Below are 13017 nucleotides of genomic sequence, written 5' to 3' on the forward strand. Positions count from 1 at the left end.
TGTTACATTGTAAAAGGTAAAATTAGGTAAAAATAGTTAATCAATAAAGAAATAAACAGGACTGTACTTTACCTTCTTCAGGAATATATCTTTTCCATCATCATCTATAATGTAAACTACTTTTTTTCTTAAAAAACTTGCTTCCCATCGATTTTTAGTAAAAAAAGTATAATCAACTATTTCATTTTTATGTTTCCGTATAAAACTACGTTTAACATTTATTAGAACTTCTTCTCGCGGTTTGTTTCGCAGTTCAAAAAATAATTCATAAGCCGATTCCATATGATAGAACATATAACTACTTGGGTACTTATGATTATTTCCTGGAATTTCAATCTTCTGCATTTTTGCATGGGTATAGTGCACATAAACAGTATCTAATTTTTTTATTTCCTCAATATCAGGAGCCTTAATGTATTGTTTGTAATCAATTATTTCCTGAAGTTCCATAAGTTTTTCATGTCTATTAATCATTTCTTTTGTATCAGAATATTCGTATACTTCATACTCAAAATACTTATTATTTCGATATACACCTAATTTATGTGTAAATGGTCCTGCTAGTGTAAATTCAGTTTCTTTATTAATTGTTATTGGATAAATTAAGAATATTGTTTTGAAGAGTTCAATAAGTTTTTGTCTGTCTTTTCTTAGTGCTGGAGTATGTAAAACAATAGTGTCAGAATAACTAATGCAAATTGCATAGTGATGTAATTTGCCATTACTTTCCATCACTAAGTAATTGCTGTCTATATTTCTTTTTGCATATGTAGATGCTTTTAGTATTAAAGCATTTTCATCTTTTAATCCCAAAAACTTTACATACGGATTTATGGTTGTAGAAGTGTTTGGGAAATCAATAACGGGAATGTCTCTTTTTTGAGCAGTTACAAACGATGATATAATAAAAAGAATAAAGGTGATAATACGCATAGTAAAAGGTTGTGGTGTAAATTTACATAAAATATTTCACCTCAATTTTCGTTCTACGCATACAAATAACCACAACCACACAAACCGATGCACAGATTATTCTGCACTTTCCTTATCCTGTTTTTTATCAACGTCAATGCCCAGAATAACGGGGTTGTTTCCTGGATAAATACAAATGCCATTGTTATAGAAGATGCGAAGCCTGATACACAACTAACCACCTTTGCCCAAAATGTGCCTCAAAAGTTTAAAGATGCCCGCGTGTTTGGATTTGGCGAGGCATCGCACCACGGTAAAGAATTTTTTGACATTAAGGCGAAATTCTTTAAATACCTCGTAGAACATCAGGGCGTTCGGGTTTTTGTAATGGAAGAAAGCTACCAGGCAGAACGCGGCATTAACGAATGGATAACCGGTGGTGCCGGAGATAAAGACAGTGTGCTCAAAAACTTTGGGCAGGCTATATGGTACACTAATGAGGTGTTTGAACTGTTGCAATGGATGCGCAATTATAACCAGGGCAAGCCACGCCGGGAACAGGTACGCTTTTATGGTATGGATAACCAGTTTGGCGGGGAAATTAATAAAAGGCTGCGCGACTATATAAAAAAGAACAATATTGCTGTTGACGACAATGTATTGGCTGCCGCTGATAGTTGTGCTACCGTAAAATTTGGAGTGCAGACGAAGGAATGGGGTAAAAATATACAGTCAAAATTACAACAGCTAAAAAAAGTATTAGAGCAAAACAAAGAAAGGCTCATCACAGCCAACGCATATGAGTATAATGATATGCTGCGCGGACTGGGTTACCTTGAAAAATATGCTGTTTTTTTACAAGGGATGTACAGCCAGTACCGCGACAGGGATATGTTTGAAAACGTTTTACAGATACTTGAAATAGAAGGGGAAAACAGTAAAGCTTTTATATGGGCACATAATGAGCATGTTAATAAGCAGAATCTACATGGCAGTAACAGACTTGAAAGTCTTGGCAGCAGGCTTAAGCAACATTTTAAGGATGGCTATTATGCAACGGGCTTCGATTTTGGTACCGGCGAACTGAAAGGCTATGCATTTAAAAATGGTCAGATAACGGGTAAAGTTTACAATAAGCTCAATGCGCCTTATAATGATACTTTTGCCCAGACCCTTTTCCTTGCCCGGCCTGATGTTTATCTTATAGATATGGCAACAGCCGAAAAAGATCCTGTTGCAGCAAAATTCTTTAGTACTAAAATGAAACAAATCATGCTAGGAGGCCCGGGATTTGACCCTGAAAAGCCTACATTTTATTCACGTAAGTATACTGAGGTTTATGATGGACTTATCTTTGTAAAGACTATTTCGCCTGCTAAATATTAAATGAATATCTGATAGTCTTAGCTAAAGATGCGTCTTATTTTTACATTTGCTTAAAACCTCCATCTTATGTCAGATACTTTTGTAACGTTTAAAAAATATCCCCAGGCTTTTCTTGCTGCTGATGTCGAAAAACTGTTTGTTAGCAATGGTATTTCTTGTGTTGTAAAGCAGGCGTCTTCCGGGCTCGACAGTAATTTTGCAGGGGAATTGCTTAAAGATTATGAAGTACAGATAAATCCTGAAGATTTTGAACGGGCAGAACAACTACTTGAAGCACAATTTACAGATAGCCTTGAGGATATACCCGCGGATTATTACCTTCTTGAATTTACAGATGAAGAGTTATATGATGTAGTAGTTACTAAAGATGAATGGAACGAGTTTGATTACCTGCTAGCAAAAAAAATGCTTAGAGAAAGAGGTAAACCAATAGATGAAACGTTAGAGAAACAACTGCGTTCTGAAAGGATTAATAAACTCGCACAACCGGAAGAGTCCGGTACTATGGGCGGTGGCATTATAGCCGGTTATGCGGTGTATAATGCTAAAAAAACATTGCCCGATGGGCGTGTGGTACCTGCTTACAAAGAAGCCGACAGGCAAAAGGCCAAATCCAGGTTTGTAATAGGAGTAGTGGTGCTGGTTCTTGCAGTTTTACTTGCAATAGTAAGACGATTTTTAAGGTAGTAATCGTTGTAGTTGTTAAATCTTTATCGGGATATAATTTCAAAATACTTTTTGGCTTCACTTTTGCGTTAAAGGGTTATAGTTGCACACTTTAACCCATTTATTGACGTATGAAAAGCATCAAATTCTGCATCCTTGCCGCAGCATTGTGCTGTATGGTGCCGGCTATGGCACAAAAAAAATTCGGTTCGGCAAAATACACGCACATGTGCAGTTATTATGGCGAAGACATTACCGGCGATATCACGGCCTTTAGCGCCGGCCCAACTGCCGATAAGGTGATCAAAAAAATTATGTCGGTCATTGGCCTTAAGGCCAATTTTGAACTGCGTGAGGCTAATGTGCCAAACGCCGCTGCGGTAATGCTAAACGGTAAACGCTTTATACTTTACAACTCGCAGTTTATGGATAAGATAAATGCATCTACCGGTACCAACTGGGCAGCTATAAGCATTCTGGCACACGAAATAGGACATCACCTTAACGGACATACGCTGGATGATGTAGGCAGCCGTCCGCAGACAGAACTTGATGCCGATGAATTTAGCGGATTTGTGCTGCATAAAATGGGATCTTCCTTAGGAGATGCGCAGGCGGTAATGGCACTTATATCTTCGCCAAACGGAACCAAAAGTCATCCACCTAAGCGCGACCGTCTTGCCTATATAGCTACCGGATGGAATGCCGCCGCCGATGTGGCGCGTGCCACCATTGCTGCACCTGCTACAACTGCCGTAAAGCCGCAACCTATAGCCGAAAAACCTGTAATTGCTGAAAGCACCTCGAAACCGACTGTGATGCGCAGCGAAACAAAACCAAAGGTGGCAATGCCTGTACAGGTTAATGCACCACACAAAACATCTATTGCAGCTAAGGCTCCGCAAAGTAATGCTGTACGACGTAGTATTGAAGCAAATGTAAAATCTGACGTATACTTTAGCAGCGACCCTAATGGCGAGTATTACCTTACATCTAAAGGCAACCTGGTGCAGGTACAAAATGATAAGGTATATCTTGTAGGGAGTCTGTATAGATCTGATCGACAGGGCTACACCATGATGTTTGCCGGAGATAATGCCGATAAGATATATGTAGCCGGAGGAGGCAACCTTGTAAACGGGCAGGGTAAGAAGATAGGGTTTATGAAATCAAGATAGTTGTTGTTACTTTTCGCATCCTCTTTTGAAGCTACTGCGGCCATTTTATTACCACATAGATACATAGCCTTTAGGAATCTGCTAAGTATGGATAGAAAATAGATTTTTACATATAGCTATGTGAAGCGAAGTCTCTGTAATCTTTATAAGAGTCTATAGTCTATGTTTCTATGTGGTGAAAATTATTTACCTGTAAAGACAGGATTATACAGGGAATAGGAATAAGAGCATAAATACCGCGCAGCAATGTGCGGTATTTTTTTGCCTAAAGCTTTCTTAAAACCCACACCATCCACTACAGAATTTTCTTAACTTGCAGTAATTAAACATGTACTAATCTGCTATATAACCGATGGATACCAAACAACAAATTGAAGCTTTAGAACTGCGCCTTATTGCCGCCATGAAGACCAGTAACGTACCTGAACTGGATGTACTCCTTGCTGATAATCTTATTTTTACGAACCATAACGGGCATCTTGTAACTAAGCAGGACGACCTTGAAACCCACCGCAGCGGTAACCTCGAAATATATAGCATAGATACCAGTGCACAACTTATAGAAGTATTAAACGACACCACAGCCATAGTATCTGTAGTTAAAGACCTTAGCAGTGATTATGATGGGCATATTTCGGTAGGCATATTCCGCTTTACAAGGGTGTGGCACAATAGTGGTGGGCAATGGCAGGTAGTTGCGGCACATTCAAGCCAGTTGGTTTCTTAATCTGCTTATTGTAGCATTCACAGCTAACCACTGTAAGAAATTTAAAATCGCTATATTTATTCGATATTAATTATCCGCCCATGAATTTAAAAGTAATCGCCTTTGATGCCGATGATACCCTGTTTATAAACGAACCTTATTTTGAGGAAGCCGAAAAAGCATTTTGCATACTGATGGAAGACTACCTGAGCCATCAGGGAATAAGCAAAGAGGTATTCAGGATACAGATACAAAACCTGCCATTATACGGTTATGGCATTAAAGCCTATACACTAAGCCTTGTAGAAACTGCCATAAGCATATCTGGCGGTACCATTACTAACAAGCACATTACACGTATACTCGACCTGGGAAAAGACCTGCTACAAAAACCTATTGAACTTATTGATGGGGTAGAGGAAACCCTTAAATCATTGAGTAGTAAATATAAGCTGGTGGTAGCTACTAAAGGCGACCTTAAAGACCAGCAACGCAAACTACACGACAGCGGCCTTGGCCCTTACTTTCATCATATCGAGGTAATGGCAGAGAAAGAAGCTGTTAATTATGAAAAGCTATTAAAGCGTCTTGATATAGAGTCGCATGAATTTATGATGATAGGCAATTCGCTTAAAAGCGATGTACTGCCCGTACTGGAAATAGGTGGCTATGCCTGCCATATTCCGTTTCATACTACGTGGGCGCACGAGCGTATCGACTTTGAGGTGGAGCACGCCAACTTTAAGGCAATCAAAGATGTTCGGGAAGTGTTGAATTTGTTTCAGGTTTAAAGTTCCGGGTTATGGCTCCTGTATTTTTCGCTACGCAAAACGACTTCCGTAACTGGCTCAACAACCATTATAAAACTGAAACTGAATTGCTGGTGGGCTTTTATAAGAAGGGTTCCGGTAAGGAGAGTATGACCTGGAGCGAATCTGTAGACCAGGCGTTATGTTTTGGCTGGATAGATGGCGTGCGCCGCACGATAGATGACCAGGCCTACAGCATACGCTTTACACCCCGAAAAGCCCGTAGCACCTGGAGTGCCGTAAACATCGATAAAATGGAAGTGCTTATAAAACAAAGCCTTGTTACAGCAGGGGGTATTGCCGCGTACGAAAAGCGCACGGAGGATAACAGCAAGATTTACTCGCACGAGCGTACTGAAGCTGCTGTATTACCACCAGCCATGGTTGCCGAGTTTAAAAAGCACCAAGCTGCATGGGATTTCTTTGAAGCCCAGCCTCCCGGTTATAAAAAAGTCATCCTCCACTGGATTACCACCGCAAAGCAGGAGAAGACGCAACACAGCCGTTTTAAAAAACTGCTCGATGCCTGCCTGCAACATAAACGACTTACATAATGAAACAACAAAATTACAGCAACCACATACGGTGGTATGTACCGCACCATTTTATATTTTATCCTGCTATGCTTATTGCCATGGGCTATTGTGCCTGCGAGATATGGTGTGCAGAACAAGACCGCAGTATATGGGTAATGATAGGATTAGGTTTTGCTGCACTGACCTGGTTGGCCTATATGGTGCGCCAGCATTATGCCCTTACGGTACAAAACCGCATTGTGCTACAAGAATTGCGTTACCGCTACTTTGTAACCACTGGCAAACGTTTTGAACCCATAGAGGAACAACTTACGGAAGGCCAGCTTTTTGCGCTGCGCTTTGCTCCGGATGATGAGTTGCCTGAACTGGCAGATCGTGCCCTTTGCGATCAGCTATCTCCTGATGCGATTAAAAAGTCCATAAAAAACTGGAAACCTGACCATAGAAGAGTGTAGTAAGTCTGCTTACTTAAAGTTTTTTAGAAAGGCTTCTTTATAGGTAACAGATACCTCTATTTCGCTGCCGTCATCAAGGGTAAGGTAGCTGCCTTTGTTGTACATTTTTACCCTGTTGAGGTTTACAATATGCGATTTATGCACCCGTATAAACGGCAATGGTAGCAGGTCTGAAAAGTGCTTTAGGAAACGACAGGCCATTTTTTTAGAGCCATCGGTAAGGTAGAGGTCGGTAAAATTGCCATTGCCTTTAAGGCGTACAATCTCTTCCATTTTTACAACTTCAAAACCTTCCAGTGTAGGGAGTATTACGCGCTGTAATCCCGGCGATGTTTCCCTGAAATTCTCTACAATAATTTTATTGCGGTTAAAAATCTCGCTGTTGTTTATTTGCTGCTGTACTTTGTTTACAGCCAGTATAAGCTCTTCAATACTTATGGGTTTTAGCAGGTAATAGGCCGCGCTCTGGTTTAACGCCCTAAGCGAATATTCTGAAAAGGCAGTCACAAAAATCGTTTCAAACTGTAGCGTACTACAGGCCTGCAACACATCGAAGGCATTACCAAAGGGCATTTCCACATCCAGAAAAACCAGCTTAGGAGTAAGGCTGTGCAATAACGGAATGGCCTCTGCGCTGTTATGTGCTTCGCCTATAATTTCTATCTGCGGGCAGTATTTGGTAAGGTAGCTGCGCAATACTTCGCGGGCGGCTGCTTCATCTTCAACAATTACACTGCGTATTTTTTTTATCCCGGTCATATCTGGTGTATTAGGGGGAAGGTTATGGTTACCACAACACCGGTTTCGGGTAGTTGTTTTTCGGTCACTAAAAGTAAAATGTCCTTTTTGTACAACTGGCTTAGTAGTGCAATACGCTCTTTTGTATTGGTTATTCCCCTGCTTTCGTGCATCTTCTGGTTGTCTGTCTTCAGTTCACGGCTTTTTGTTATTCCTATACCATTGTCCGATATTGACACTTTTACCAAATCTCGTTCAAGCGTGAAATTTAGGAGTAACAAGCCCTTTTCATCCCTGTAGCGCAGGCCGTGCCAAATGGCATTTTCAAGATGCGGCTGCAATACCATGTTAGGCACATAAGTAGTGTCAGGATCCAGGTGCTCGTCAACGGTAATAGTATAGTCAAACTTTTCGCTAAAGCGCATATGCTCTAGTGCCAGATACTTTTGCAGCTGCTCTACTTCCTTATTGAGCAGTACAAAATCGCGGTTACTGTTCTCCATTACATTGCGCATCAGGTTGCTGTATGAAGTAAGGAATTTATTAGCCTCAAGTTCGTTGTTTTGCGAGATAAACTGGTTCACACTATTCAGGCTGTTGAATATAAAGTGCGGGTTCATTTCACGACGTAATGATTGCAGGGCTATTTCCTTATTTTTTACTTTGATGGAAGACAGCGATTTAAAGATGAATCCCGACAGTATAAGCAATAGAACCATAGACCCCAGCAGGAAATAATTGAACACATTTTTGCGGGAAATCAATTCATCCTTAAATACCTTTTCCTGCTCCAGTTGTTTTATTTTTTGCTCTGTAAGCTGGTATTTTTTAGCATCTACGAGGCTGCTATCATGCTTTATGAGGTTTTCAAGCTGTCCAAAAAAATGATCGTATAGTCTAGTAATTTCACTCACATTGCCCTGCGTGCGGTAATACTTTAACAAACCATCAAGGCTTTTGCTTGCCTGCATTATTTTACCATTATTTACAGCCAGATAGTAGGCTTCTTTAAGTGCAGCCAGCCCTTCATTTTCACTGGATTTTTTAAAGTAAATATCAGATAAGGTTTGCAGGTTGCTTATCTGGGCGGTATAGTCGTTGTGCGCACGGGCGCTCTCCAGCAGGTCCTGGGTAGCGGCTATGGCTTCATCATAGCGTTCGTCGGCAACAAATACTTTAGCAAGCTTACTGTTTATTTCAGCTACCTTATCAGACTTATCTGTATACGTAATGGCTTTTTTAAAGCTGTTAATAGCATCATCGTTATTGTTATTCTTCAGGCTGATGTTTGCTTTTTGCTCATACGCTTCGGCGGCCTCTTCCTTTTTATTGTCTTTCTCTAAAAGCTTAATGTTAGAGCGTACATACTTGTCCTGCTCGGCAGGACTGGCAGAATTTTTAAGGCGGTTATAATCATTGGCATTAAGTTTTTCCTCTAAAGAGTTACTGCTGCTTACCTCACCGGCAGTTTTGTAATTTTTGGCGGCGGCGTTCAGTTTGTTCTGCTGTTCCTGTACTTTGGCAATACTTCGGGTAAGGCGGGCTATGGCATCTTTATCTTTACGGGTGGTGTAAAGGTTAAGAGCCTTTTTATAGTATCCCTCTGCCCTCGAATAGTATTCTTTAGATTCGGCACTGGTACCCAGTTTTTCATAGGCTTCGGCAATATCTACCTCTTCTTTCTTGCCTGTAGCTATGTCGCCGGTTTCAGCAGAAACCTCTTTGCCTTTATAAGGTACAGCCTTCTTAGCTTTTTTAACAGTGTCCTGCGCCGCTATGTGCATAACGGGAAACAGCAGCAGGAACAAAATAAAGGCGGTTGTGGTACGCATATAACAGCTATAGTTTTATAAATGTAAAATAAAATATTTAAAAACGCATATCCTATTGTTTTTACCAAGTGAAAAGCCTGTTTTACCCTTTCTGCAAAAAGCGCTTTGGTAAGCCGTGTACATTTGTTTTTATAATCAGGTAACTAAAACAGTACTAACATAATACCAACTCACAATGAAACGATCTATCACCATGGCCGGACTCCTTTTAATAACAAGCCTTTGCTTTGCAGGCTGTAAACAGGACAGTTCGCCCGACTCCGCCCTTACCTTGGCACAAACCGATCCGCAAGCCGTAACAGCACCTTCAAACAAAATACAGGTGGCGCTACTTTTGGATACTTCTAACAGTATGGATGGGCTAATAGAGCAAGCCAAGTCAAGGCTCTGGAATATTGTAAACACTCTAACCACGCTAAAGTATGAGGGGCAGTCGCCAGAGATACAAATAGCGCTTTATGAATATGGTAACGACGGTTTGGATGCCTCCGGCAATTATATAAGGCAGGTAGCTCCCCTTACAACAGATCTTGATGTAATCTCAGAAAAGCTTTTTACGCTGAAAACCAATGGCGGGTCTGAATATTGTGGTGCTGTAATACAGGAGGCTACACAAAAACTTTTGTGGGGCAATCGCCCAGCCGATATGAAACTGGTTTACATAGCAGGAAATGAGGGTTTTAACCAGGGTCGCATTAGTTATAAAGAAGCCATAAGCGATGCGTTTAAAAAAGAAATTTTTGTAAATACCATATACTGCGGCAGTCAGCGCGAAGGTGTTGAACTGCTATGGAAAGACGGTGCAGATATTGCAAAGGGCAAATACTTCAACATCGACTCTAACAGGGCAATTGAATATATTGATACGCCTTATGATGACAGGATAAGTGAGTGCAACAAACGCATGAACGATACTTATGTAAACTATGGTGCGCAGGGCGATTATAAAAAGGGCAAGCAGCTGGAACAGGATAGTAATGCTGAGGTAATATCTAAGGCCAATTATACCGAACGTGCCGTGAGTAAGTCTAAAAAGGTATATAAAAACGACAGCTGGGATCTTGTAGATAAGGTAAAAGAAGATAAAGATGCCTTTAAGAAAATTAAGAAAGAGGAACTGCCAAAAGAGTTGCAAAACAAATCGACCGCAGAGGTGGAAGCTTACGTAAAACAGAAGGCTACAGACCGCGAAAAGCTACAGAAAGAGATAGGGGAACTGGCTAAGAAAAGGCAGGAATACATTGACACCGAAGCTAAAAAAAGCAAAAAACAGGATGACTTAGGCAATGCTATAGCGGTTTCTATCGAAGGGCTTGCAAAGCAAAAAGGTTATACAATAGATAAAACCCTATAAGATATAATAACTGCTTTACAATTGTTAATTGCTGGCATTTTTACCACAATGGGGACGAGGCTTTTCACTACGTCCACAAAGCCAATTCTATATATTTTAGCACAAGGTTCATCCTACTGAGAGGGTTTAAGGACACAAGGCTGGTACGCACCGCCTTGTGTCCTTTATGGCTTGGAGCAAGCCTTTATTTATACAGCTTTGTGAACTTGGTGAAAAGCCTTGTGCCCTTCGTGGTTAATATAAAAAAACAACTGTTAGATTTGAATTAAGCTGTTTTAAAATTGTTTGGCGAAATCGATGTAAGTTCATACTTTAGTAGCCACACATAATAGCTTAAAATCAAAACCTCACACAACAATGAAATTAAATTTTAAAAATGCCCTGGTGGCGCTGTGCCTTTCTGTGGGCATATCTTCGGCGTATGCCAAAGTAACGCTGCCTACTTTTTTTACCGATAATATGGTATTGCAGCAAAAAGCCACGGTACCGTTTTTTGGCACGAGTACAGCAGGCTCAGTAAAAGTTACTACCTCATGGGATAAGAAAGAATATAAGGCCACTACGGCTTCGGGCAAATGGGAAGTGCTTTTAAGTACGCCTGTTTACGGCGGACCCTATACCATAACTATTGACGACGGTACTAAAACCGTACTCAAAAATATACTTATTGGCGAGGTGTGGCTGTGTTCTGGTCAAAGTAATATGGAGATGCCATTAGAGGGCTGGGGTAAGATAAATAACTATGCCCAGGAAATTAAAAATGCCGATTATCCGCAAATACGCCTATTGCAGGCAGAACACGTAAATAACGAAAAGCCACAGGAAGCCATAGCATTGCAACACGGCGGATGGCAGGTATGCAGCCCTGCAACCATAGCCGATTTTAGCAGTACGGCTTACTTTTTTGCCCGAAAAATATACAAAGAAAAACATATTCCCATAGGATTGATACACAGCAGCTGGGGCGGTACGGTTATAGAAGCATGGATTAGTGCAGAGGCACTAAGTAAAATAAAAGATTTTACCGAAGACCTTGAGGTACTTAAAGATGCCGATGCCAAAAAGGCTATGGAGGTAAAGTACAATGCCCAGTTATCCCAGTGGAATGCTGCGCTCGCTGCTAAGGAAGAAGGCATGAAAGACAATAAAGCCTTATGGGCAGATACTGCATATAACGATGCCGCGTGGGGAGAAGTACCGGTGCCTTCTTTTTATGAAAAGAATGTATTGCCCGGTTTTGACGGTACGGTATGGTACCGCAAAACGTTTACATTAGACAAAGCTAAAAAACAGGATGGTACTCTTGAACTGTCTGTAGACGATGACGACATTGTATGGGTAAACGGAGTAAAAATTGGAGAAACAAAGGGATATAACCTTAAGAGGACGTATAAAGTTCCGGCATCGGTATTAAAGGCGGGTAAGAATGTTGTTACCGTACACGTGTTTGACAGCGGCGGCGATGGTGGTATCTATGGGCCGGACGACATTAAAATAAGCTTTGGTGGTAAAGACGATATTTCGCTTGTAGGCAACTGGAAATATAAAGTGGGTGTTTCTAATAAAGACCTGCCGGCTACTCCAAGGCTTCCGCAGGGGCCAAACAGGCCAACAGTGCTATATAATGCCATGATCTACCCAATACAGAAGTATAAAATAGCGGGAGCTATATGGTACCAGGGCGAAAGCAATGCAGAGAGGGCTAAACAATATCAAAGGCTTTTCCCTATCATGATAAACGACTGGCGCAAGCAGTTTGGTAATGAGAAGCTGCCGTTCTACTTTGTGCAGCTTGCAAATTACAAGCAGGTAAAAGACCAGCCGGCACCGTCTGACTGGGCAGAACTAAGAGAGGCGCAGTATAAAACGCTTAACCTGCCGTTTACCGGTATGGCCGTTATTACTGACATTGGAGATGCTAACGACATTCACCCAAAAAACAAGCAGGAAGTAGGCGAGCGTCTTGCCCTTATAGCGCTTGCGCAAACGTATGGTACCAAAGTGGCTTATTCAGGACCTTTGTACAAGTCGTTTAAAAAAGAAGGTAAAACCATAAGCATTGACTTTTTACATACCAAAGGCATAACCGCTAAAGGCGGCAACTTAAAAGGATTTGAAATAGCCGGAGCAGATAAGGTATTTCATTGGGCAGATGCTAAAATAGAGGGCAACCACATCGTGGTATCATCATCACTTGTGCCAAATCCCGAAGCAGTGCGCTACAACTGGGCAGACAACCCACAGGGCAATCTGGTTAATCAGTCAGGACTGCCTGCATCATCGTTCCGCACAGATGCCTGGCCGGGACTTACGGATAATAACAAATAATATTTTTTAAGGGGATGCCGGTTTAATACCGGCATTTTTTGTTTAAAACCACAACTATCCGCATGATAAGATGCCAAATCTTGCTTGTTAAAAAATTAACAAATTATTACTATCTTG

12 protein-coding genes are annotated in these 13017 nt (G+C 41.0%); 9 read left to right on the plus strand and 3 right to left on the minus strand.

Annotated features, from left to right (window positions below; all coding sequences use genetic code 11):
• Positions 1 to 36: 36 nt before the first annotated feature.
• The gene (locus tag DYH63_RS04840; RefSeq protein WP_116787741.1) at positions 37 to 933 is read right to left on the minus strand and encodes a hypothetical protein; all 897 of its coding nucleotides are present in this window, start codon (positions 931 to 933) and stop codon (positions 37 to 39) included.
• 87 nt (positions 934 to 1020) lie between these two features.
• Between DYH63_RS04840 and DYH63_RS04845 the strand changes: the two genes are divergently transcribed.
• From DYH63_RS04845 to DYH63_RS04875, 7 genes are all read left to right on the plus strand, one after another.
• Complete coding sequence (locus DYH63_RS04845) at positions 1021 to 2298, plus strand: erythromycin esterase family protein (RefSeq protein ID WP_116787742.1); 1278 nt, start codon at positions 1021 to 1023, stop codon at positions 2296 to 2298.
• 66 nt (positions 2299 to 2364) lie between these two features.
• Positions 2365 to 2985, plus strand: a complete 621-nt coding sequence (locus DYH63_RS04850; protein WP_116787743.1) for a hypothetical protein — start codon at positions 2365 to 2367, stop codon at positions 2983 to 2985.
• A gap of 110 nt (positions 2986 to 3095) precedes the next feature.
• Positions 3096 to 4142 carry a M48 family metalloprotease gene (locus DYH63_RS04855; protein WP_116787744.1) on the plus strand — a complete coding sequence of 349 codons (1047 nt, stop codon included), beginning with the start codon at positions 3096 to 3098 and terminating at the stop codon, positions 4140 to 4142.
• Positions 4143 to 4494: 352 nt separating this feature from the next.
• Complete coding sequence (locus DYH63_RS04860; RefSeq protein ID WP_116787745.1) at positions 4495 to 4869, plus strand: nuclear transport factor 2 family protein; 375 nt, start codon at positions 4495 to 4497, stop codon at positions 4867 to 4869.
• An 80-nt stretch (positions 4870 to 4949) separates the two neighbouring features.
• Positions 4950 to 5639 (plus strand): HAD family hydrolase, encoded by a 690-nt coding sequence (locus tag DYH63_RS04865; protein WP_116787746.1) that lies wholly within the window; start codon positions 4950 to 4952, stop codon positions 5637 to 5639.
• An 11-nt stretch (positions 5640 to 5650) separates the two neighbouring features.
• A complete protein-coding gene (locus tag DYH63_RS04870) occupies positions 5651 to 6211 on the plus strand; it encodes a YdeI/OmpD-associated family protein (RefSeq protein ID WP_116787747.1) in 561 nt (186 codons plus the stop codon).
• Complete coding sequence (locus tag DYH63_RS04875; RefSeq protein WP_116787748.1) at positions 6211 to 6648, plus strand: DUF6526 family protein; 438 nt, start codon at positions 6211 to 6213, stop codon at positions 6646 to 6648. The genes DYH63_RS04870 and DYH63_RS04875 overlap by 1 nt, the downstream gene beginning before the upstream one ends.
• A 9-nt stretch (positions 6649 to 6657) precedes the next feature.
• Here the strand turns inward: DYH63_RS04875 and DYH63_RS04880 are convergent, their stop codons facing one another.
• Positions 6658 to 7407: a LytR/AlgR family response regulator transcription factor gene (locus DYH63_RS04880; protein WP_116787749.1), complete on the minus strand. Its 750-nt coding sequence runs from the start codon at positions 7405 to 7407 to the stop codon at positions 6658 to 6660.
• Positions 7404 to 9218 carry a tetratricopeptide repeat-containing sensor histidine kinase gene (locus DYH63_RS04885; protein ID WP_116787750.1) on the minus strand — a complete coding sequence of 605 codons (1815 nt, stop codon included), beginning with the start codon at positions 9216 to 9218 and terminating at the stop codon, positions 7404 to 7406. The genes DYH63_RS04880 and DYH63_RS04885 overlap by 4 nt, the downstream gene beginning before the upstream one ends.
• 175 nt (positions 9219 to 9393) lie before the next feature.
• Here DYH63_RS04885 and DYH63_RS04890 point away from each other — a divergent pair, with 175 nt between their 5' ends.
• Positions 9394 to 10572 (plus strand): vWA domain-containing protein, encoded by a 1179-nt coding sequence (locus DYH63_RS04890; RefSeq protein WP_116787751.1) that lies wholly within the window; start codon positions 9394 to 9396, stop codon positions 10570 to 10572.
• A 357-nt stretch (positions 10573 to 10929) separates the two neighbouring features.
• Positions 10930 to 12900: a sialate O-acetylesterase gene (locus DYH63_RS04895; protein ID WP_116787752.1), complete on the plus strand. Its 1971-nt coding sequence runs from the start codon at positions 10930 to 10932 to the stop codon at positions 12898 to 12900.
• The last annotated feature ends 117 nt before the right edge of the window (positions 12901 to 13017 follow it).

This window comes from Flavobacterium psychrotrophum (genome assembly GCF_003403075.1).
Classification (GTDB): Bacteria; Bacteroidota; Bacteroidia; order Flavobacteriales; family Flavobacteriaceae; genus Flavobacterium; species Flavobacterium psychrotrophum.

Bases quoted from the DNA above. Each gene is read 5' to 3' on its own strand.
- DYH63_RS04845 (WP_116787742.1), top strand. From the start codon at position 1,021: ATGCACAGATTATTCTGCACTTTCCTTATCCTGTTTTTTATCAACGTC.
- DYH63_RS04870 (WP_116787747.1), top strand. From the start codon at position 5,651: ATGGCTCCTGTATTTTTCGCTACGCAAAACGACTTCCGTAACTGGCTC.
- DYH63_RS04860 (WP_116787745.1), top strand. From the start codon at position 4,495: ATGGATACCAAACAACAAATTGAAGCTTTAGAACTGCGCCTTATTGCC.
- DYH63_RS04875 (WP_116787748.1), top strand. From the start codon at position 6,211: ATGAAACAACAAAATTACAGCAACCACATACGGTGGTATGTACCGCAC.
- DYH63_RS04895 (WP_116787752.1), top strand. From the start codon at position 10,930: ATGAAATTAAATTTTAAAAATGCCCTGGTGGCGCTGTGCCTTTCTGTG.
- DYH63_RS04890 (WP_116787751.1), top strand. From the start codon at position 9,394: ATGAAACGATCTATCACCATGGCCGGACTCCTTTTAATAACAAGCCTT.
- DYH63_RS04865 (WP_116787746.1), top strand. From the start codon at position 4,950: ATGAATTTAAAAGTAATCGCCTTTGATGCCGATGATACCCTGTTTATA.
- DYH63_RS04855 (WP_116787744.1), top strand. From the start codon at position 3,096: ATGAAAAGCATCAAATTCTGCATCCTTGCCGCAGCATTGTGCTGTATG.
- DYH63_RS04880 (WP_116787749.1), bottom strand. From the start codon at position 7,407: ATGACCGGGATAAAAAAAATACGCAGTGTAATTGTTGAAGATGAAGCA.
- DYH63_RS04850 (WP_116787743.1), top strand. From the start codon at position 2,365: ATGTCAGATACTTTTGTAACGTTTAAAAAATATCCCCAGGCTTTTCTT.
- DYH63_RS04840 (WP_116787741.1), bottom strand. From the start codon at position 933: ATGCGTATTATCACCTTTATTCTTTTTATTATATCATCGTTTGTAACT.
- DYH63_RS04885 (WP_116787750.1), bottom strand. From the start codon at position 9,218: ATGCGTACCACAACCGCCTTTATTTTGTTCCTGCTGCTGTTTCCCGTT.